Here is a 22,678-nt window from a genome sequence, read left to right as displayed (position 1 = left end):
TATGTCAGTGACCATATCGAAGCAAGAACATCAAAACGACCCGGATAAGTTTGAACGCTTGTTCCAGCTTGGTATTACCTATATCCAACAATTAGGTGGCAAAGTATGGACAGACTACAACACCCACGACCCTGGCGTCACCATTCTGGAACAGGTCTGTTTTGCGCTTACCGATATTATCTATCGCAGTGATTTTGCCGTGTGCGATCTCTTGGCGGACGATTACGGTCGCATTGATTATCCGTATTACGGGTTGGCTCGCCCCGATGAGGTTTTGTCTGCCCCGCCTCAAATACCGAGCGAGTATCAGGACTTTATTGTTAGAACAACGCCGCAACTGGAGCAAGTTTGGTTTCAAAGCTCAGAACAATACCCACACTTGGGCCTTTATCAGATTTCCGGGCTATTACAACGTTTCTTTCGACGCCAGCAACACGCTTTGCAAACCAAGGACGAGGATTCCAATCCGGAAAAAAACGACCCTACCATACAGAGTATTCTTCAAACCTACCATCAGATAAGAGGATTAGGTGAAGATATCGAAGAAGTAAATGTTATTGGAGAAACTTGCATTCATCTGGCAGCCACTATCGAGATAAGTAATGATGGAGTCGATGCAAATCAGATAGCCGCTAACATCTATTATCAGTGCGCGCATTGGTTGAGGCATAGAACCAACGGAGACTTAAGTGAGCTTGAAGATCTGATTCTAAGCAGTGCTAACATTCAACAAGTGAGTGGTATCAGGTTCGAAGCTGAAACACACCCAGATGAACCCATCGTGGCAATATCAGAGATTCCTGAGTATGCCAGTTTAATCATGCCAGAAGCCGATTCAGATATTCGCCTTGAGATTGTACAAAACCAACATCTCATCGCTCTTGACGTTGCCGATGTGGTCATTCAAATTGAGCAACAATTGCAGCAGCAAACCATACAGCGTCAGCATTTAACGACAGCAATGCCACTCCCATCCGGTCATCATCGCGATCTCAGTGGCTACGACTCCATCCAAACCTTATTCCCGCGAAACTATCAATTAGCCACAAAAACCAATACTGGCTATGATCCAAAATCTCAGGCACAGCGTCATCAATTGCGCAGTTACCTGTTGCTGTTTGATCAATTGATGGCCAATTTTTGTGAGGATCTGACAAAGCTGCCCGAGCTGTTTTCTACTTCATTGAGTCAACCAACCAGCTACCATGTACACACGCTGACGGCTCAAGAATTCAACGATATCAACAGCCATTACCCTGCCGACGCAAAGTCGAAACTGCAAGCGCTGCAATCCGAGTTAGATAATTTTCCGGAGCGTAAAGGTCGAATCTACGATTACCTGATCGCACTTTATGGCGAACAGTACCCCGATACGCTTCATCGTGCGTTTACCCCATATTGTAGAGAGCAAGATATTGATTGGCTGTTGCTAGAACACAAACAGCGATTTATTCGCAACATCGCAACCATTAGTAATCAGCGCGGTTTGGGCAATAACTTGCTTAACCCGAGTCACACCGGCGGATATCAAAAAAGGTTATCGATTCTGCTCGGCATGAATGCCTTGAACAATGAAGATGAGGGAGCAAACCTCAATATCAGTCGCTACCTTTTGAATATCGTCACTGACGAAGACTATCTAAGCAGCGACATAGGACAAAAATCAGTTTTCGAACTCAAAGAAACCGTCTTACCCAACCTTGAAACGCTACCGGAAAGCCAAGAGAAAATATCACTTTCTACTCAGCAAAAACGTCAAATTCGCGCTTCGGTCTACGCATTAGATGCTCAAACGCTACCTGAATCGCTGTTGCAATTTGGCATCGACAATCAACGCTACCGGATACTCAAACGCGCAAGAACGGGAGACTACCGACTCTTCTTTGACATCGGAACAAACGAAGAGAAACGTTGGCTATACATAGGGCGTTACAACCACAAACAAAAGCTGATACGTTTTTGCCATTGGTTGCAAGCGTGGCTGGTCGAAATCAATCAGCAGACAGAAACGCTGCACGTAGTGGAGCCAATCACACTCCGCCATCCCGAGAGCGACATTGACTCGCTGGCCAATCAGGTCTGCGTGGTTATGCCGGGATTCACCGCCCGTCACCGCAGTCCTTTGTTCCGACAACAAGTGGCGCAACTGATCAGAACGAATACTCCGGCTCATCTCTGTGTTCACTTAATGTGGCTAAATTTCAATGCCTTTTGTGAGTTTGAAAATCTGTATCACGCATGGAGAAAACAAAAAGCCTTAACCATCCAACTAAATAGTAATGAGGATAAGCAACAATGCGATGAGATGGCGAAGAACCTGTTAACGTTCCTGCAAAAACCAGATGCCGCGCAGGAGGCGCTAATCTTATGATCAAAGCAGACAAAATAGCGTCGAAACCTGAAACTCAAACCCACTTGTTCAAACAAGTAGAGCTTGATATCGAGTTTGATAACGCGGTCGATGCAGAACAGTTTGAAGCGGAGGCGTATCAATGGCTAATAAACGATCTTTTGCCTTCTATGGATGCACTTCTTAACCAGATTTGCTCTCCGGATATCGTTATTTGCATTGATAAAATTGAGCTCGATACAGGCGATATTTCGAGTACAAACCTACGCCCTGCCCTGAAAACGCAGATCTTAAGGCAGCTGTACCAAGAGCTTTACCGAGAGACGAGCGTGGATGCTTCGTCCAGGATGCGAAAATCGAACATTCACATGTCGCAGAACCAAGTCAGTGAAAGTATCGAGAACGGCGCTAACCAACATGAACTTGATGACTATCGCTGGCAACAAGCGTGGCATTTTATCGAAACAGGACAACTCTCCTGGCCGTTTAAATATCAACAGCAACTGTCCGAAACCGGGGTAATAGAGGCTCTGCTCAACGCTCCAGACCGCATAAACAATGCTCTCGAGTGCTCGGATAACTCTGAAACCCTCTGTCTAAGATTGGCAATGCAACTTCCTGAGGAATCACTAACGAAGCTCTTTCCGCTGTTGAGCGATAAAAACCGTCTCGCGGTAATGATTGCGTTACTGGAAACCGGTGGCATTCACCATGATTCAGGCCTGAAAACCCAGCTATCTCATAACTGGAACCATTATATTGATACCGCGATTTCGAACCGTAACTTGTCTGCATTGCTACCGCATTGGAATCGACTCATAGAACGATACGCATCGAGTATTCTTTTTGCGTTGAGTAAACACAGCAAAGACCCACGTTTACCCCTACTTTTGATCCATTCACTCGACGAAAATAGACGTTTCTCTTTACTAGAACGTTTAGAGCCATTGCATTATCCATTTTTAGCCCAACTCTTATCTCGCCCTCAGCTATGGCTGCTTGCGAAAAATTCAGCCCCTGCAACCACTTCAAAAGCCGTTTATTCTGCGGTATCAAACCAACAAGTGACGCTGCAACTGTGGCACTTCACTTTCCATTACGTGCTGGTCGAGCGTGGCAGCCACTTCAATAAACAGCAGTATATGAAAAGCGTGATCGTAAAAATGGCCGCCATGTATAACCTCAACGCATCGACGTTGCTTGCTGATCTTCGTAACAGGCTCCAGATGACTGGTATCGATAGTGCGCTAAGACAGCAAATGATGAAATTATTGGATGCTATAGAGCCCGACATTTTCCGCGTTAACTCAGACAAAACATCACCTAGCGATACAGATAAAGCGGCATACGAAACCCATATCTCATGGTATACACTTGCTCAAGACCACACGCGAGTTTCAACCAACACAAGTAAATCAGACTCGCTAAATGCCCTCTTACTGATACTCCAACATGGCGATGAAAAAAGCCTGCTCCGCGCATTACCTGACGAACGTCGCTTTATCAAAGGATTATTGCTTTGGATTGGCCAACTCGCCGCCGTACGCCAGCATTGGAGCGAACACTATTCCGATGCCACTCTATTTCGATTCATCGACATTATTGAACCACGAGCAAACGACGTGGTTCACGACATCATTTCCAACCGTCATCATATAGAGAGGACGATCATAACTGAAACTGAGTCAAAGCCAGTAGAAGACCATGCTCTACGCAGCAGCTTGTGGCAATTTACCCTCAGCTATTTGCTGGTTGAGCGTGGCAGTGAGTTTAATAAACACAGTTACTTGTTGTCCCTCACTCATCAAATCGCTTCGCACCGAAATATACACCATCTCGACTTGGTTCAATCGCTGCTGTCTTCGTTAAATACTCAAACTAGCTACCGGCTCGTGCAGCCGTTACGTTCTCTTTTACCCGCATTAAAGAGTACCAATCACAATTTGTCTTTAGAGACTCCACAAGAAGCAGATACTCCTCTTCACGCTTACCAACACTGGTTAAACAGCGTTATTTCGAGCCACATAAATGTTCCTGTTGAAGTGATTCAGGCACTGGCAGACGCGAAGCCCGAACAGTGGCAACGGCTATTGAAAACTGCGCGTTCTTCTCTCGATGCTAAATCACTTGCGGCCGTGATTATTAAGTTAAGCCAATCAGGCACGATACAAAAACGCTGGCTCCAGCACTTTGACGAGAAAACGCTCTTAAAGCTGCTCACTCTGGTGAATAAAGACTTATCAACCGTTGCGTTTGATGTTCTCTCTATCCGCTCATGGATAGCCGATTCGATTCATGAATTGACTCATCATCCAAAAACCAGCATCAGGTCATCGATTGATAGACTGATTTGGGCGTGGATATGGGATGCTTCGCTAACTCAGACTGGGCGATCCTTCTCAGCAGAAACGGCACTGCGTTCCATTCTTCGAACACTGAGCAATCACTTTCAAACAGAAGTCGCCCAACTTGCCCATACAATGCTAAGCAAAAGTAAACGCGATTCTAAGCTACTCAATGGCTCGAGAATAACGAACGGCAGCATTCAAGCTGTGCTTGAACAGGTGTTAATGGCACGAACATCTGGAACCGATGTTTCTTCGTCTCAACATTTCCGTGGGCATTCTGCATCGAGCACACAAAACAACACAATCACGCACATTACGAATTGGGATTTTCTGCAATCGAGTCAAATTGATGAAACCAAGTTAGAACTGGCACTGAATCTCGATCATCACGCATTATGGACGCATCTATCTGCGGAGCTACTCAATCCAGAAAAGCTCGCGAGTTGGATAGACGGACTGACCGACCACTATCACTTTCAAGTGTTCGTAAAACAATACACAAATTTCGTGCCCGTCATGGTTAGCCTATATCAGGCGTTTTCTGTGTTGATGGGAAATACACAAAAATGGAAACAGGTATTTTGGCGTGTCGTCTATCACCGTTTATTACTTCAGGGAATAACAGCAAGTGCGGTTCAATTGCTGCATGTAGTGCTCAACGACCTCACTGATTATCCAGTCATTATGGATAAACTCGAAGACGATGATAAAAGTGACAAGACAAAACAGTTAGCAGAGAAACTAAACTTATCCCGCCAATCAACACTCTTCCCGCTGTTAGAAGAGATAAGTCGCAACACCTCAATTTTAAAGTTAACAACCCCAGCTCCACCAGCCGGTCTCGACCGTTCACAACCGCAAGTTCAACGTCTCTATAGCTCAATAGAAAACAAAATAGAACCAAGCCGTTCAGAGATGAAAAGCAAGCCGTTATTGTGGAAAGATCCAAATGAAAAAGAGAACAAAAACTCAGAGCCCATAAGCATCAATAATGCAGGCTTAGTGCTCGCGTCCACTTATATCCCGACCTTGTTTCAACGACTCAACCTCACGGACGGAAAAGTCTTCGCCAGTGAGAAAGCTAGATACCAAGCCCTGTTTTGCCTGCAGTATTTGGTTGAGGGTCGAAGCGATGCGCCTGAGTACTTGCTGCCACTAAATAAGATTTTATGTGGCATACCGATAAGTACTCCTATCCCCAGCCAAGTGGATTTACCAAGTGAGGCTATTTCGATAATTGATGGTCTGCTCAATGCAATTATTAGTCACTGGAACTCGCTTGGTTCAACTTCGATAGAAGGCTTGAGAACAACATTTATACAACGTGAAGGCCAACTATTAGAAGAAGAAAAACAGTGGCAACTTAGCGTAATTCCCGGTGCATTTGACATGCTGTTAGACCAAATTCCCTGGAGCTTCCAAACCATCAAATTCCCATGGATGGACAAACCTCTGTTTGTCACGTGGCGGTGAGGATAACTTATCATGAATGATTTCTTCCTGAACCTGATTCATAGTCATCATCTAATCAACCACGGCCGCACTGTACTGCGCTGGCTACTAGTCGCCACAATAATCTGGGTGTCCTTTTTATCGGTGTCGGCACAAGCTCCATCGGCATCGACTTCCGCCTACAGTTGCAGCGGCCAATTGCCAACCAAAGATTCCCGTTATAACGGGCGCGTCATTCAGCAGCAATTGAAGGTGATTTACCAGCCTGACGCGGCTTATCAGGCGGCATTTAAATCCAATGGAAGGCTGTTAACCGACGGCATTTTCGGCCCAGTAACTCGCCAGTGGCTAATTAATTTTTGTAATGATTTCAACGTTTCGGATACTGTAAGTGAAACCTCCGGCAGCAGTTCAGATTTTGTTGACACAACGCTGAAAGATCTGGCACGTGCGGCAGAAATTAGTGCCGTATTCCCGAACTGGAGAGACAGTGTCGACTCAGGAGAACTGCTAACTTTGAGTTCATCACAACTGGCTGAGCTCTTAGCGCCAGATCTGATTCCCGGCTCTACTGGTTCTTCATCATCAGGCTCTCAAGCCAATATACCAAGCTATTACTACCAACTGACTGATAATGACCTCAACAGACAAGCGACGCTCACTGCACTCACCGCCTTAGGAAAGCAACAGTTCTCACAAAGAAACGAACTCTATAACCAGTTAGTGACGCTTATTGATCAGCTTGATGTCACGTTCAATCCAGCATTGGACCTTAACAGCTTTATTCAATCTCAGAGTATTGACCAAGCGACACAAAGTAATAGTGAAACCGAAAGTACCACCACATCCCAAACCAGCAAAAATAGTGACGCTACAGACTCTGGATCAAGTTCCGATACAACGACAGGCTCCGGTTCTAGTTCTAGTTCTAGTTCTAGTTCTAGTTCTAGTTCTAGTTCTAGTACAAGCTCAACGTCCAGTTCTGCGCCTAGTTCAAGCTCCAATACTGATTCAACGGCTTCTTCTGCCTCAGATTCAAGTAGCAGCTCTACGACAAGCGCAACGACATCTGACGATGAAAGCAACAGTGACACCAGCCCACAAACGGCTGATGATGGAAAGAGTGTAACAGAAAGCAGCACCACTGCGACAACGAAAACCACCGCGCCTTTGATAACCTGGCAGCTAGACAGCGATGCCCTTGCAACCGCACTACAAAAGCAGAACATCTACGTCGTACCTGCAAGTCTGCAAAAACTACTTGAGCCTATTGCTAATCAGGTTTTCGCCAGCGAGTATTTGATGCAAGCGGCAATGACGCTTGAAGGTATAGATACTTCGTCGAGCGACGCCGAGAATGTACTCAAAGTAGCCTATAAATCCGGGCTTGCTCCTGATACGAGTATACCAGTGGTCTGGGAAGCACCTGAGGGTTGTGGTTGTCAGGACAGTCGCGACTCCATTTTTAACGATGCAACTTTCTATGGCTTTTTTCCATACTGGTATCAATCCGAAGAACAGCAAGTCATCAATTTTAGTCAGCTTGACCGCATCGGCTTTTTTGGCGCAGTGGCAAAACCAAGCAACAGTGGTAGTTTGTTAGTCTTACCGCCGAATTGGAAGCCAGAACCAGATAATACTCAGTTTATTCGATTGGCTCATCGCTATCGCAGCGAGGTCGACCTTGTTGTGACAACCCCAAGAGACTTAACTTTAGTGTCCCTAATCGAGCTTTTGGATAAGCCGTTAATCGATCAATTGGTAGACGCCATTGATCAACCCCTCGACAGCAGCTTCATTAATAGAATGAAGCCAATCATGACCTTAGGTATCGAACCAGTCCCTAGCATTGGCGATGGTATTACATTGGATATCGACTTATCGGTACTGAAAACGTCACAAAGTCAGCAAATATTTATTACCTTTGTACGCGAACTCAAATTTGCTTTACTCAAGCAGGAAGGATCCGACATTGCCAGCAGTAGCGATGTTGTAGCAAGTCCACACGATCGCTATTTTCTCAACGTTGTTATACCTGCCAATCAGGTTCTTAGTGAAGACTCTTCCAGTTTCTATCAATTTGATAACCTCAATGCTCTTGGCCAAGTTACAAATTTAATGATCATACGCCCTCAGGTTGATACCGCTGACACAACTGGAACAAGTGGTCAAAGCGATTCATCTCAAGAGGCCATCGCACAACAAGAACTGACTCAAATACAGGAATTCCATCACTGGTTGAGCAACCAAAGCGATCAGCTCGCGGTCGAAAAACTGTTTAAACAGATTGTTCCTATGCTCATTACTGAATTTAACCGTAACTCAGAAATCGAGCTAACACAGCTACTTCGCCTTTCAAGCTGGAGCTTTATCGGTGCGGCTTACCAGCCAATCCCACTGAATGACCTAAGCCAGCAATTGGTGGATGACACCTTTTATCCAAAAACTTCGTCACTACCATCCATGTTCGCTGCATTACAAGAGCAGATTCTGGTTGTGATGGACTGGATCTGTCCAAACCGATGGTTATTACGCACGATACTGTTTGTTGTCTTTATTGGTATTGCCGCCGTACTCATTATCAGCAACTGGTATTACGAACTCAGAAAATATCTCGTTCAACTGCCATTCGTCCTGCTATGTATCGGCTCTCTGGCTGCATTAATGTTGGTGTTTGTCGCAGACCCATACTTTAAAGCCTATCAGGTTCCGATACTACTTGGATTTATGGCATTAATTATATGGATATTGTTGGTGGTCAGATGGCTGACAATGGAGGGGGATAAGCCGTAAGAAAAATATTAACTGTAAGAACTACAACTAAATAATCTTCGTCATTTTAATTCCAACCAGTTAATATGTAAAAGTTAAATTTTAACTTATTGAGTGATAACATTAAATTTAGGTGACACTAAATATTTCACCTAAATTCAATGTTGATAAATTAACTATAACTACCTGGTAGTATACAAAGATTTAGTTCAAGTATTAGTCAATTTTATTGACGATACCTCATTGTCATACCAAAAAGCCCCAACGCTAGTGGTCCAAACGCGAGTGGGTTTCTTAATGCTAAAAGACGCGCATTCCTCCCCATCGTAAACCAAGCACCGGCTTCATGTGCCTGTCCCATGGCATAATACATATACGGTGTAAAAGACTGAGAAATAAGAGCTCTATTGGTTGCCATCCATAAGCCTGCTATACGTAATATGTGCCTGGCGGGTCCCTGCTGCGTGTTGGATTGGTTAGTGTTACTACTGGCATTACCGCTACCATTTGCACGTTGCGCCACTCTTTCTTTTACTTGCAATGAGGGAGCATGTAGAGAACTCGTCCTACGATCTTTAGTACGACTATAGGATACATCTAGTCGGTTTTGTTGGACTGCAGTATTTGGACGATTATCAATAAAAACAGTACCATGTGTTTTTTCCCTTTTATATTGGGAAACATGTCTTCTTACTGAGTTATATTGGCTTTCTTTTGGTATATCTAATTTTGCATACATTCTACACACCCTTTAGTCTTGATATTATTTCTTCACATTATGTAATTAGCAACCCTCAAACAGCATGATTTCACTTAAAAATATTTTTATTTATAACCTATCTTTTCAAGTGTTATTTAATATTACAAAAAATAATACTAATTGATTACCACTAACTACTTTCTTACGAATTACATTTTCAACGCCCTATTCCCCATCTCTGTCGCTTCATTTTCCAAAGATGGGTTATCGTTTACTGCCATTCCTCCGACAGAAGTCGTTGGCTTAACGCGACCTTCCATTTGCTGAACGACGTGTCCCAACTCGTGAGGTAAGTGTTTTTCCTGTCCGGATGCAAGGTGGATATCGCTGCCCTGCGCATACGCGTGAGCCTGAACGGCTGCCGGCTTGCTGGAGTTATAGTGCACTTTGACATGGTCAAGACTCTGGCCGCTAAGGCGTTCCATACCAGACTTTAAGTTGTCCGGTAGGCCTGTGCGGTTCGGTTGACGCTGAATAGCATTAGATTCACGGTTATCTTCCAAGACTTGCGCGCTTGCTTGACCGGATTTACGTTGGACAGATTCTTTGGACTGTGAAGTAGACTGTTTTTTAAGCTCAGAAAACACTTTGGTTATCCTCAAACGTTGCTCTAGCTTACATTGAGTCTAGGATCGAACGTGCATTATGCAATAAAGCGCAAACACCAATTTAGACCAGTTTGTTGTCTTTTTTGAACTCATTCCGAATGCCCGAGATAATATCTTGTTGATATACAATTCGTTCGTTTCGACGTATTGCTGTTAGAGCGCATTGCCGAAGGACATTAATAATTTGCCCACCAGCCATCTGGTAATCACTAGCTATGCTGTTTAAGTCAACGTCATCAGCAAGATCACATACATTGTGGAAGGCATTTTTCCACAGCTGCAAGCGCTCCTCTGGGCCGGGGATGGTGAAATGCACCATATTTTGGAATCGACGAGTAAAAGCCTCGTCCATATTGCTTTTCAAATTGGTCGCAACAATCACCGTTCCGGGAAAGTCCTCAATCTTTTGTAATAAGTATCCCGTAAGCTGGTTAGCATGGCGATCATTTGAAGAACTGGCTTCAGTCCGTTTGCCAAACAGAGCATCGCCTTCATCAAAAAACAGTATCCACTCTTTGTAACTGGCAGCGTCGAATACGCGCGACAAATTTTTCTCGGTTTCCCCTATGTACTTTGAAACCACCATCGACAAATCGACCCGATACACGTCTCTGCCAGTTGACTTACCAAGCAATGCAGCCGTCAGTGTTTTCCCTGTACCGGGTGGCCCAGAAAACACAGCTCGATAGCCGGGTTTTACTTTTTTCGCCAGTTGCCAGTCTTGCATCAGAGTATTGCCGTGGGCGAGCCAGGCGCGGATCTCGTCAATCTGGCTCATTACGTTATGCTCCAACACCAATTCCGACCATTCTAGCGGCGTATCTAACGGATGTGCGGGAAAGCTCGTACTTAACTCTGGCCGATGCTGCTCACCCGTAATGAAATAATTTAGCCAGTGGTCATTCAAACGGTAGACACCTGCTAAACTTGGGATTCCTGACTCAACAGAGAGCAGCTCTGTGACTTGCTCTGCCATCAGCTTATGTTGGGAAGAGAGAATAGACATCGTATGGACACGCCATTCAGGGTTATTGGCACTGATTAAAAAATTGAGCGTTTGGCCCGTAGGTACAAAACCGCTGAATGTTCGATCAGCGACGCCACCAAACTCGGTGAATGGACGATCAATCATCCCGTTAAGACCAAAAAAGAAATCCAGTGCATCGGGACGGATTGAAGGCGCCATTGCCAAGGCTAATGCGAGTCGTTCAAAAACGTTTAACTCCCAGTCAATGAGCATGTCAGCATACAAACTGCTACCGGGTGCTGTATCTGGTGGAGGAATATCAATCCAATGCTGCTCATGTCCGTCTTGTTTTAGATAGCTACAGATAACTTGGCTAATAACATTGGTTAGCCAGTCCACTTCCCGATACAGTGCTACCATATTAGCCGTTGTATTGTTTGGGTTATCACCATAGTAATCGCTATCGATTAACGCCATTTAGCCATCTCCACCATACACAACTCATTGCTCATTCAACCAGTCTGTAAAAGTATAGGCAAAGCTGGGGTATTGGTAACGTATGATACGCGGACTTGCTCGACTCATACCAATTTGGATAATTAAATGGTCAAGTTATTGCCCAAAAAAGATCGCTTAAAGCTAGACATGGGAAAACATATCCCACTAGAAAAATCGGTTATGGCAAAAAAAAATCTTCGATTTGGCTATCCGTTATTAAATTAAAACAAGAGATATTTATTTCAATAAAAGGAATTAATTAATTCTCGGCTCATTAAATTTTGACTTCACAATGGAAACCAGTTCCTGCAAAGCTGGATTTTGATTATCTTTGTTCCACGCCATAATAAGATCAAAACGTGGTGCTTCTCCTTGTAATGGGCGAAAAACCACATTACCTGGATTAAATTTTTCCATATAACCCGGGCATATAGTAAGCCCTAATCCCATCCCAACCAAATTCATCGTAACCAAGATATTAGTCGACGTCTGTACAATATTTGGTTGGCATTCTGTGGAATTAAGATAATCCTTAACCATTGGCGACAAGGCCCCTGAATAAAGCGGATCTGTGGCAATAAAATCCTGCCCATTGAGCATCGACGGACTAATCTCAGAGTGCGAAACCAGAGGGTGCGATACGGGCAACATCACGATTAGCGGCTCACTAAACACAACCATACTTTCTACAAATGGGCTAATAACAGGGTTACGCATGAAGCCTACATCAAGCTGACCGTCGAGTATTTGGGATTCCTGCTCCGTGGTGATGACACTACTCAACTCTATTTGCATATCCGGATTTTCAAGTCGTAGTAACGGGAGCACTTCAGGTAATACGTTAACTTCTGCTGAAGGCACAAAACCAATCGTTATTGATTTATCGTTTAACATTGCCTGTCTTGCTTTAATCTTGGCGTTTTCAGCCATCTCCAATATCGAAATAGCTTCCTTAAGAAATAACTCCCCCGCTGCAGTGATCGTCACTTTTCTTCGATTACGCGTTAGCAATGGCACGCCCACGCATTCTTCCAAATCCTTTATCTGACTACTCAACGATGGCTGTGATGTATGTAACTTCGCCGCAGCCCGAGTAAAATTTAACTCTTTCGCAACAGCAACAAAATAACGTAAGTGCCTTAATTCCATGGTTTTATCCTATTTATAGGTGAAAACGATTACTTAATACAAATTAACTATTTCACACTTTCCCTACCAATCTGCAACATGATTAGGGACTCTACAAATAAGGTCAATAACTCTGTAACCCGAGGATATCAATAATATGACCACACACTCAAAACTGGACATCTACAGTCTGATCGATAGCACAAATGGCCGTGTCACCCCAAGTATTTATACAGATCCTGATATATATCAACTTGAATTAGAAAGAATTTTTGGTCGATGCTGGCTATTTTTAGCCCACGAAAGCCAAATTCCTAAACCCGGTGATTTTTTTAACACTTACATGGGGGAAGACGCTGTAGTTGTTGTACGCCAAAAAGATGGCAGCATCAAAGCTTTCCTTAATCAGTGTCGTCACCGCGCTATGCGCGTCAGCAATGGTGACTGCGGAAATACTCGCGCTTTCACCTGCCCTTATCATGGCTGGTCATACGGTATCGACGGTAACCTGATCGATGTACCGCTAGAACCACGTGCTTATCCCCAAGGTCTGTGTAAATCACAGTGGGGCCTGAATGAAGTACCTTGTGTCGAAAGTTACAAGGGATTGATTTTTGCTAACTGGGATACCAGTGCTCCGGATCTTAAAGAATATTTAGGTGATATCGCCTGGTATTTGGATGGTGTATTAGATCGCCGCGAGGGTGGAACCGAAATCGTAGGTGGTGTCCAGAAATGGGTGATCAACTGTAATTGGAAATTCCCAGCTGAGCAATTTGCCAGTGATCAATATCATGCACTCTTCTCGCACGCCTCTGCGGTGCAGGTGTTAGGTGCCAACGATGACTCCGACAGAAAACTTGGTGCAGATCAGACTGCCCGACCAGTCTGGGAATCAGCCAAAGATGCTGTTCAGTTTGGACAAGATGGGCATGGCAGCGGCTTCTTCTTTACAGAAAATCCGGATGCAAACGTATGGGTAGATGGCGAAGTAGCCCGTTATTACCGAGATACCTACGAAGAAGCTAAACAACGTCTTGGAGAAGTCCGTGCATTACGCTTGGCTGGTCACAACAACATCTTCCCGACTTTATCATGGCTAAATGGTACAGCTACGCTGCGTGTCTGGCATCCAAAAGGTCCTGATCAGGTAGAAGTATGGGCATTTTGTATCACTGACAAAACGGCCTCTGATGAAGTAAAAGCCGCATTCGAAAACAGTGCCACTCGCGCATTTGGTCCTGCTGGTTTCCTTGAACAGGATGATTCAGAAAACTGGTGCGAAATTCAGAAATTACTTAAAGGTCACCGAGCTCGAAATAGCACTTTGTGTCTTGAAATGGGACTTGGTCAAGAAAAACAGCGTGAAGATGGTGTTCCAGGTATCACCAACTATATCTTCTCAGAAACAGCGGCACGCGGCATGTATCAGCGCTGGGCAGACCTGCTAACGAGTGAAAGCTGGGATGAAATTCAAACCAAGACTGATGCTTTTCAACAGGAGGTTTTGAAATGAAACCAGTATCTCTTCAAATTCATCACGAAATCAGTCAGTTCTTATTTCATGAAGCCACATTACTCGATGACTGGAAGTTCCGCGATTGGCTAGAACTGCTGGACGACGAGCTGGCTTATACGATGCGCACTACTGTGAATGCTCAAACCCGTGATCGTCGCAAAGGCAAGCAGCCACCGACGACATGGATTTTTAATGATACCAAGTCACAGCTTGAACGACGCATTGCCCGTCTGGAAACCGGTATGGCATGGGCGGAAGAACCACCTTCAAGAACTCGCCACTTAATTACCAACTGTCAGGTGGAAGAAACTGAACTACCGGGTGTTTTTGCCGCGAGAGTCAATTACATACTGTATCGCGCACAAAAAGAACGCGATGAAACCTTCTATGTCGGCACTCGTTTTGACTTGGTGAAACAAACCAATACCGACAACAACTGGAGCTTGTTAAAACGAGAGATTGTTCTCGACCAAGCGACTATCAATTCTCATAACCTTAGTGTGCTTTTCTGATGAACCGAATTAAAGCTTGCCTCGTTGAAGAGTTACCGGAAGGTGAGGCTCTCCGGATTGATGCCGACCCAGTTATCGCACTGTTTCATGTTGGCGACGAATTTTATGCGATGAATGATCGTTGCAGTCATGGTAACGCCTCTATGTCTGAAGGCTACTTGGAAGATGATGCGACAGTGGAATGCCCGCTACATGCCGCCAGTTTTTGTCTAAAAACGGGGAAAGCACTTTGCCTTCCCGCCACCGATGCCATTGCCACCTACCCGGTCAGTGTTGAGGACGGCACCGTCTACATTGATTTACCGGAGGCGTCATGAGTGATTTACAAGACAATGTCGTCTTAATTACCGGAGGTGGATCCGGGCTTGGGCTGGCACTAATAGAGCGCTTTATTGAAGAAGGTGCAAACATTGCCACGCTCGACATCTCTGCAGACAAAATAGCCTCTCTTAAGCACCAGTTTGGCGACCGAATTGTCGCCGTTCAGGGTGACGTAACATCAGTGGAAGATAACCAGCGTGTTGTAGACGCAGCCCTAACTAAGTTTGGTAAATTGGACTGCTTTATTGGTAATGCTGGTATCTGGGATCACAATGCATCGCTGGTTAAAACTCCGGCTGAGAATTTAAAGCAAGGGTTCAGCGAATTGCTCGGTGTGAACGTGCTTGGCTACATTCTTGGAGCCAAGGCCGCCGCACCAGCTTTGATTGAAAGCCAGGGCAGCATGATTTTTACCCTGTCCAACGCCGCCTGGTATCCGGGTGGTGGAGGTCCACTTTACACGGCCAGTAAACATGCTGCGGTCGGTCTAATCCGTCAACTGGCTTACGAGCTAGCACCAAAAGTGCGTGTTAACGGCGTTGGACCTTGTGGTATGGCGACGGATCTTCGTGGTCCTAAATCACTCAATCAGCAAGACTGCGCGATTATGGATTCACTAACCCCCGAAAAAGTAGCAGCAATTCTGCCGCTGCAGTCTATGCCAGAAACCCAAGATTTTACCGGACCATACGTGATGCTAGCGTCGCGACGCAATAACCGAACGCTGACAGGTGTGATGATCAATGCCGATGCCGGTCTTGGTATTCGTGGTATCCGTCACGTTGCAGCAGGTCTCGATCTGTAAGGAGAATCCATGGAAAAACACTTTGTAATCATAGGTGGCGGTCAGGCGGGAGCGATGGCTGCCGCCTATTTACGCCAAAAAGGCTTTGATGGACGTCTCACACTAATTTGTGATGAAACCGTTATGCCCTATGAGCGTCCACCTTTGTCAAAAGCGGCACTATTAGATGACGATCCCCAGTTGCAATTTATCCTGCCAAGCGACTGGTGGCAGCAAAATAAAGTCAACATAACGCAGCAATACACGGTAAAAGCCATTGAACCGCAACAGCAACGACTGTGCCTAGAGAATGGTACGTTTATAGACTTTGATAAGTTGCTAATCACTACCGGAGCTCGTGCACGCCGTTTTCCGTTATTAGATGAACTCGGAGAGAGAGCGTTGACTTTACGTCATCGTCTAAATGCTCAAGCCTTGAGGCCTCATCTGCAAAAACAGGAGCGTATCATCGTTGTCGGTGCCGGAACTATTGGTCTGGAAGTTGCCGCCAGCGCGCGCCAAAGCGGATGTGAAGTGACCGTAATTGAAGCCGCTCCGGTATTGATGGGACGCAACACACCTAAGCCGGTACAAGAATTTCTGCTAGATTATCACCAAAATCGTGGCGTAAAGTTTTACTTCAATGCCCAAATTGAGTTAGTCGAATCCGCTAGTGACGTCACCCTTACGCTGCAGGACGGCCAGCAAATCAAAGGCGATCGAGTAGTATACGGCATAGGTATTGAACCAAACGATCAGCTCGCTCAACAGGCTGGTCTGGAAACACACAACGGCATTATCGTGAATAACCAATGTCAGACATCCAACCCAAATATCTTTGCCGCTGGAGACGTCACCCTGTGTAAAAATGCGCAAGGTCAACTGGTACGCAAAGAAACTTGGGAAAATGCCAACCAACAAGCCGATATCGCAACCTCGGCAATGCTGGAGCAACCTTTTAGTCAACCTGGTGCGGTCTGGTTCTGGACCGATCAATACGATCTTAATCTGCAGTTTGTGGGTGATATTCACGGTGAGCACTGGATAATCCGTGGTGATGTATCAACTCACAAAGCAATCTGGTTTAACGTAGTAGACAATCAGGTAAAAGGCGCCATCACTTTAAATCAAGGTCGCGAAATCCGTGTACTAAGAAAGTTGATCGATTCAGGTACAGTTGTCGAGATACCGTCCATAACTGATGAGACTGTGGCACTAAAAAGCCTGTTAAAATGACCTCTCCTCTGCCAAGACAAAGTAGCCGAGCCACTCTCGGCTACTTTTTGTGTTCCTAACCAAACGAGTCAGACCACTGACAACACCTCATTAAGAAACCTATTAACAATTCCATCATTATAATTGCCATTAATGACGAACTGTTTCTAAACTTCAAAGAACATTTCTCATCTAAACAAGATGGAGGTTTATCATGGCCTTGCAAAAATCTTTTCCTAGTCAACAAGATGGACGACTTTATCTAACCGAGGGAGGGACTGAAACGGAACTGATGTATAAGTACGGTTTTGATTTACCCCAGTTTGCCATGTACCCCCTACTCGATAACCCCGCTGCGGTTGAAAAGATGAGAGAAATGTTCCGAAGTTATCTGGACGTCGCGGCGAAACATAAGGTCTGTGCACTTATGGGTGGGCTCGACTACCGCGCCAGTCCTGACTGGGGAGCGCTATTGGGCTACTCTGCACAAAGTCTCGCTGACGCCAATATTCAATGTATTGAGTTTCTGCGCGAGGTCGCGAAAGAGTACGCCACAGATATTCCGGAAGTTCTGTTCCAAGGTTTAATCGGACCACGAGGCGACGCCTATTCCACCAATCACAAGATCACGGAGAATGAAGCCGAAGACTATCACTCTGTTCAGTTAGAGACCTTGAAAAAAGCGGATGTCGATTTAGCGTTGGCCATCACCTTCAATAACATCCCTGAATCAATCGGTGTTGTCCGAGCAGCTCAGAAAATCGGTGTGCCTCTCGCCATTTCACTGACATTAGATAGTAGTTCGAAACTCAATTCAGGCCCCAGCTTAGCCGAGGCAATAAAAACGATTGATAGAGAAACAGACAACGCAGTCGAATTTTATTTGATCAACTGCTCTCACCCAGTGGAATATGAACCTGCGATTGAGAATAGTGACTGGATACATCGAATCAGAGGCGTTCGACCAAACGCATCCAAGATGGAAAAACTCGCGCTGTGTAAGCTTGGACATCTCGAGGATGGCGATCCCGTAGAACTGGGCGAGCAATGTGGCGACCTGGCTAAACGATACCCGCACATGGACATTTGGGGTGGCTGTTGCGGAACCTGGGATAACCACTTGGACGAGATAGCCAAACAGGTCATCGCGGCTAAAACCAAAGAAGATTAGCTTACTTTTCGGTTTGAACTTACAACAAAGCTCTCTAACAAATGGGCTTTGTTTTTGTTTACTAAGAGAAAAGCGATAATGCTAACCAAAGACAACCACGTGACTCCAGAAGTGATCAATCAAGCCTATAGATAGCGCCCCCGTAACATTGCCGCTAGTTCACAAAATTTTTCATTTCCCAAGCATCACAACGGTGGCGATCTCATCACCCGACGTGGTACAGTCGGTGCCCCTATTATTCTCGATCACTTATCTATGGGCTGTATTTATCCGTAAACGTATAAAGAGAGCTCAATCAGGAGGCACTTAACAAACTGATCGACCCAAGCGATTTTAACAATCGTAAATAACTATAAAAAATAAAAAATAAAAAATAAAAAATAAAAAATAATACTTTTGAAGACAATAACGTATCCCTCGCTTTCGACTACTTGTTATTTTAGAGAGAGATTACACCCCAATGAACAACGCAACTGGTATAAATGAATTAAACCAGCTCAGTTCTGACAGAGAAAAAATGGTTGATATTGTCTTAATCGGAGGAGGTATCATGAGCGGGACGCTCGGTACATTCATCCAACAACTAGAGCCCAACTGGACAATAGAAATGTTTGAGCGCCTTGATGATGTCGCTCAAGAAAGTTCCAACGCATGGAATAATGCCGGAACGGGGCATGCCTCTCTTGCGGAATCTAATTATACGCCAGAGATGCCGAATGGCCAGGTCACGATAGGTAAAGCTGTTGATATTTATGAACAATTTCAATTGTCTCGTCAGTTTTGGTCCTATCTGGTAAAGGAAGGCACAATTAGTAACCCAGGTAGCTTTATCAAAAGTGCTCCTCATATGAGCTTCGTCACTGGCGAAAACAATGTCGAGTTTCTGCGTAAACGCTTCAAATTGCTTCGAACTATTCCTCTTTTTGATGGCATGGTTTATTCAGAAGATGAACAACAGATCCGCTCTTGGGCTCCATTACTGATGGAAAACCGCGATCCAAGCCAGCCTGTTGCGGCCACCCGTTCTCGTTTTGGTACTGATGTGAACTTTGGCGCTTTGACACATCACATGGTTGACGCCCTGGGAACAAATCACAACTTCAAACTCAACTTGCAACACGAAGTCCGTTCACTGAAACACCAGCCTGATGGTACCTGGAAATTAAAAGTGAAGGATTTTAGTAGCAACAAAACGCGTACTGTTCATACCAAATATGTATTTATAGGCGCAGGAGGAGCATCCCTTACGCTCCTGCAAAAATCAGCAATAAAAGCAGCCAAAAGCTATGGTGGTTTTCCTGTTGGTGGTCAGTTCCTAGTGACCGAAAAACCTGACATCATTAAAGCCCACAAAGCCAAAGTATATGGCAAAGCCCCCGTCGGTGCCCCACCCATGTCGGTGCCACATATGGATACCCGAGTCATAGATGGAAAAGAAGTGGTTCTATTCGGCCCATTTGCAACCTTCTCAAGTAAGTTCCTGAAAAATGGTTCTCTATTAGACTTGTTTAATTCCGTACGCCCATCAAACTTACTGCCAATGACACAAGTAGGGATGAAGAGCTTTGATCTTCTCAAATACCTTATCGGCCAGCTAACACAGAGCAATGAAGACCGAATGAATGCACTGCGCGAATTCTTCCCGTCGGCAGACATCAAGGATTGGTCTTTGGTACAAGCAGGTCAGCGCGTCCAAATCATAAAGCATGTGCCAGGTAAAGGTGGTGAATTACACCTCGGATCCGAACTTGTTCACGCTGAAGATGGTAGCCTCACCGCCTTATTAGGCGCATCACCCGGTGCATCTGTTTCGACTTCGATAATGCTTCAATTACTTGAACGTTGTTTCAGTAACGAGATGGCTTCAGATAAGTGGAAGCATAAAATTAAAGAAATGATTCCATCATATGGGTTGCCATTAATCGAACACCCTCAATTGAATCAGGAAATTTTACGTACAACGAGCGAAATACTGCACTTAGAGCAGGACTTACTTGAGGTTCGCTCGAGTAAAGAAAGTATAGTGGAGCAAAACGAACCAGTTTATGCCTGCAGGGCTTAATCTCCTGCGGTTTTCAACGTTTTATTCCCCTATTCTACTCAACTTCCATAACTAAAATACCGCCCGTCAAGGGCGGCATTTTTTCTTCAAATATATGAAATGTAAGGAAAAACCTGAGCCTGACATAAACTCCTGCACTTCTCAGTCTAAACCCAAATGCTCTTGTGGGCTCATTGAACGCCTAAAAAGCAATCACTAAGAACATAAGAATAAATATGGCCACCTGTCGCCATATTTATTAATGACAATACACTCAACTAATAACTTTCAAAACTTGATCGAGGTCAAATTAGTGCTACTTTTTATGTATGGGTTCTCTGTTTTTGAGAGTACACCCATACAAGTCGAAGCTGATTTTTCATTTTCAGATAGGCATTTTTTCATTTTCAGATAGCAGAAAGCTTGCAAGATTGTGACAAAGATGACTATCGGGATGATATCAAGAACAAATGAATTGGAACTTAGTCTTTGTGTGTGCCTAATATCCTGTTCATTATAAGGTACTGTTATGAAAGCGTTAATTACAATCTTATGTATGTTTTTTGCGTTTACCGCTACCGCTGGTGAACGGATGGTTCAAAACAACAAAAAGCTATACTCAGATACATTTGCTAGTAAAGAAGAAGCGATCAATGCTGGTTTCAATATGTACGATTCACTAGCGAGCGCAAATGACAACCAGTTACGTTGGAAACTGAATCCTACTGGTCAAAGCGTTGTCGGACATAGTATGAATGTAGAAAGTGCTCAAGTGAGGGTTGAGGAAGTCCCAGTATCTAGAGGTACTGTTGAGTATCGTGCCATTGTTGACGTTGATTTCAACTACAGAGTTAATGAAGACGGTCGCTAAACGACAGGTTTTGAAATGAATTAATAAAAGGCGAACGACTCATTGAGTTGTTCGCCTTTTCTATTTAGGTATATGCAGATGGTATTTAGTTTAAACTAACAAATTTTTCTGTATTACCCGCTTCTTTCGCAGCTTTAAAATCTTTGGAAATACGTTCTAACTCTAAATATGCATAGCTATGCTCATTATAACTGCATACGTTCAAAGATATGGCTAACTTGTACACTGATAGCGCTCGGCTCATATCTCCATGTTCCATATAATACTTACCTAAATAAAAATAAGCTTCGGTAAGTCGCTGTGCCATCACTTTATTATCTGTTGTGCTATTAGTAACCAGTTTAACAGCATTTTCTTCAGTTATTTCGTTTAGCAGTATACCCGCTAACACCCAACCCCACTCATCGGTGCGGTTTTTATAACTCTCTTGTAACTTTGCCGTTGCTGCAGTTTTATCAACGTCCGATTCTATAATGTATAACCAGATAGCACGGAAAGGATCATTCGGGTTGTCCTCATGGAAAGTTTTCATATCTTCCAGTGCAAGTTCTGGTCTTCCACCATAATAAAGTGCAATTGCACGGTTGTAGATAGCCTGCTTATTACTCGGATCCAATTCAAGAGATGAATAAAATGCGTCATAGGCAGCATCAAACTGACTCAGTTGGGTGTAGTACATCCCAAGCAGATTGTAGATATCAGGTTGTTGAGGGTTGATCTCCAGCGACTTGGCATAGTCTGTACTCGCCAAATCTCTTAACCCAATCTCATCATAATAGAGACCTCGTTTTAAATAGATTTCTGCACGAGTCTCATCGTCGAGTTCTTTATCTGTCAGAAGATGATTTAGTTTTGCAATATTAGCCTCTGCCATTGCATTCGGTTGCAACGGTACAGCCATAGCTGGATAAACTAATTGTTTTTCATTTCGGGTTGAGCTCTCTTGTGAAATGTCTTGCTCAACAAGGTTACATCCTGTCAAAACAATCAGCGCACCTAAACTATAAAACTTATACCATTTAACCATATCTTTACTCCAATTCTACTCCCTGAATCAGCTTGGGAGTCATTCGAGCACCTTTATAGCACAAAAAATAATCAAATTGCCAACTATTAACCAAATACTCAATAAGGATCTCATTGTTACTGATCTAGTTAGTGATCACTTTACTTAAATGTCTTTTCCTTGCTGTCTATTTGCGTGTTATCGAAATGCATAGCTCTCCACACAAATTGGCTAATCATTATTTCGTCAAGCCATCAAGTGCTACTCGCAAGGGAGCATAAACAAAAACAAACACCAATGAACAAAGACAATCAAAATGATGTTCATTTGTTGATCATTGTGTCCACTTGTGTTC

General features: G+C 44.3%; 16 protein-coding genes. 11 read left to right on the top strand and 5 right to left on the bottom strand.

All coding sequences use genetic code 11. The features are described 5' to 3' along the window. The first annotated feature begins 1 nt into the window (after position 1). Genes DBX26_RS06820 through DBX26_RS06810 form a run of 3 tightly spaced genes read left to right on the top strand, consistent with a single transcriptional unit; the run spans position 2 to position 8,943 of the window. A complete protein-coding gene (locus tag DBX26_RS06820) occupies positions 2-2,371 on the top strand; it encodes a hypothetical protein (RefSeq protein ID WP_118118415.1) in 2,370 nt (789 codons plus the stop codon). Continuing rightward, complete coding sequence (locus DBX26_RS06815) at positions 2,368-6,171, top strand: contractile injection system tape measure protein (protein ID WP_118118413.1); 3,804 nt, start codon at positions 2,368-2,370, stop codon at positions 6,169-6,171. Before DBX26_RS06820 ends, DBX26_RS06815 begins: the two co-directional genes overlap by 4 nt. A gap of 12 nt (positions 6,172-6,183) precedes the next feature. Beyond that, a complete protein-coding gene (locus DBX26_RS06810) occupies positions 6,184-8,943 on the top strand; it encodes a hypothetical protein (protein ID WP_118118411.1) in 2,760 nt (919 codons plus the stop codon). Between the two features lie 205 nt (positions 8,944-9,148). On the opposite strand, the gene DBX26_RS06805 is transcribed toward DBX26_RS06810, so the two are convergent. From DBX26_RS06805 to hcaR, 4 genes are all read right to left on the bottom strand, one after another. Then, positions 9,149-9,661: a hypothetical protein gene (locus DBX26_RS06805; RefSeq protein WP_118118409.1), complete on the bottom strand. Its 513-nt coding sequence runs from the start codon at positions 9,659-9,661 to the stop codon at positions 9,149-9,151. Between the two features lie 170 nt (positions 9,662-9,831). Then, entirely contained in the window at positions 9,832-10,269 is a 438-nt protein-coding gene (locus tag DBX26_RS06800) for a DUF4157 domain-containing protein (protein ID WP_065296761.1), read from the bottom strand. A gap of 82 nt (positions 10,270-10,351) precedes the next feature. Then, positions 10,352-11,734, bottom strand: coding sequence for an ATP-binding protein (locus DBX26_RS06795; RefSeq protein ID WP_014231694.1), 1,383 nt, complete (start codon positions 11,732-11,734; stop codon positions 10,352-10,354). A gap of 276 nt (positions 11,735-12,010) precedes the next feature. Continuing rightward, positions 12,011-12,904 (bottom strand): DNA-binding transcriptional regulator HcaR, encoded by an 894-nt coding sequence (hcaR, locus tag DBX26_RS06790; RefSeq protein WP_118118407.1) that lies wholly within the window; start codon positions 12,902-12,904, stop codon positions 12,011-12,013. A 136-nt stretch (positions 12,905-13,040) separates the two neighbouring features. Here hcaR and hcaE point away from each other — a divergent pair, with 136 nt between their 5' ends. The 8 genes from hcaE (at position 13,041) to DBX26_RS06750 (ending at position 21,317) form a co-directional block, all read left to right on the top strand. Next, complete coding sequence (gene hcaE / locus DBX26_RS06785; RefSeq protein WP_118118405.1) at positions 13,041-14,399, top strand: 3-phenylpropionate/cinnamic acid dioxygenase subunit alpha; 1,359 nt, start codon at positions 13,041-13,043, stop codon at positions 14,397-14,399. After that, positions 14,396-14,914 carry a 3-phenylpropionate/cinnamic acid dioxygenase subunit beta gene (gene hcaF / locus DBX26_RS06780; RefSeq protein WP_020333183.1) on the top strand — a complete coding sequence of 173 codons (519 nt, stop codon included), beginning with the start codon at positions 14,396-14,398 and terminating at the stop codon, positions 14,912-14,914. Before hcaE ends, hcaF begins: the two co-directional genes overlap by 4 nt. Beyond that, complete coding sequence (hcaC, locus tag DBX26_RS06775; RefSeq protein ID WP_020333182.1) at positions 14,914-15,231, top strand: 3-phenylpropionate/cinnamic acid dioxygenase ferredoxin subunit; 318 nt, start codon at positions 14,914-14,916, stop codon at positions 15,229-15,231. The genes hcaF and hcaC overlap by 1 nt, the downstream gene beginning before the upstream one ends. Further along, entirely contained in the window at positions 15,228-16,040 is an 813-nt protein-coding gene (gene hcaB / locus DBX26_RS06770; RefSeq protein WP_065299597.1) for a 3-phenylpropionate-dihydrodiol/cinnamic acid-dihydrodiol dehydrogenase, read from the top strand. The genes hcaC and hcaB overlap by 4 nt, the downstream gene beginning before the upstream one ends. Before the next feature lie 9 nt (positions 16,041-16,049). Beyond that, on the top strand, positions 16,050-17,255 hold the full coding sequence (gene hcaD / locus DBX26_RS06765) for a 3-phenylpropionate/cinnamic acid dioxygenase ferredoxin--NAD(+) reductase subunit (RefSeq protein ID WP_118118403.1): 1,206 nt from the start codon (positions 16,050-16,052) through the stop codon (positions 17,253-17,255). A 193-nt stretch (positions 17,256-17,448) separates the two neighbouring features. Then, on the top strand, positions 17,449-18,405 hold the full coding sequence (locus DBX26_RS06760; protein ID WP_118118401.1) for a homocysteine S-methyltransferase family protein: 957 nt from the start codon (positions 17,449-17,451) through the stop codon (positions 18,403-18,405). Positions 18,406-18,865: 460 nt separating this feature from the next. Beyond that, positions 18,866-20,467: a malate dehydrogenase (quinone) gene (mqo, locus tag DBX26_RS06755; protein ID WP_118118399.1), complete on the top strand. Its 1,602-nt coding sequence runs from the start codon at positions 18,866-18,868 to the stop codon at positions 20,465-20,467. Between the two features lie 508 nt (positions 20,468-20,975). Continuing rightward, entirely contained in the window at positions 20,976-21,317 is a 342-nt protein-coding gene (locus DBX26_RS06750) for a DUF3316 domain-containing protein (protein WP_014231685.1), read from the top strand. Positions 21,318-21,402: 85 nt separating this feature from the next. Here DBX26_RS06750 and nlpI read toward each other — a convergent pair whose 3' ends face one another. Beyond that, the gene (nlpI, locus tag DBX26_RS06745; protein ID WP_065296758.1) at positions 21,403-22,344 is read right to left on the bottom strand and encodes a lipoprotein NlpI; all 942 of its coding nucleotides are present in this window, start codon (positions 22,342-22,344) and stop codon (positions 21,403-21,405) included. Positions 22,345-22,678 lie beyond the last annotated feature (334 nt).

Origin of the sequence: Vibrio sp. dhg, from assembly GCF_003443775.1 — a bacterium.
Lineage (GTDB): Bacteria > Pseudomonadota > Gammaproteobacteria > Enterobacterales > Vibrionaceae > Vibrio > Vibrio natriegens.
Note: the sequence above shows the minus strand (reverse complement) of the source record. Positions and strands in the feature narration are given on the sequence as shown.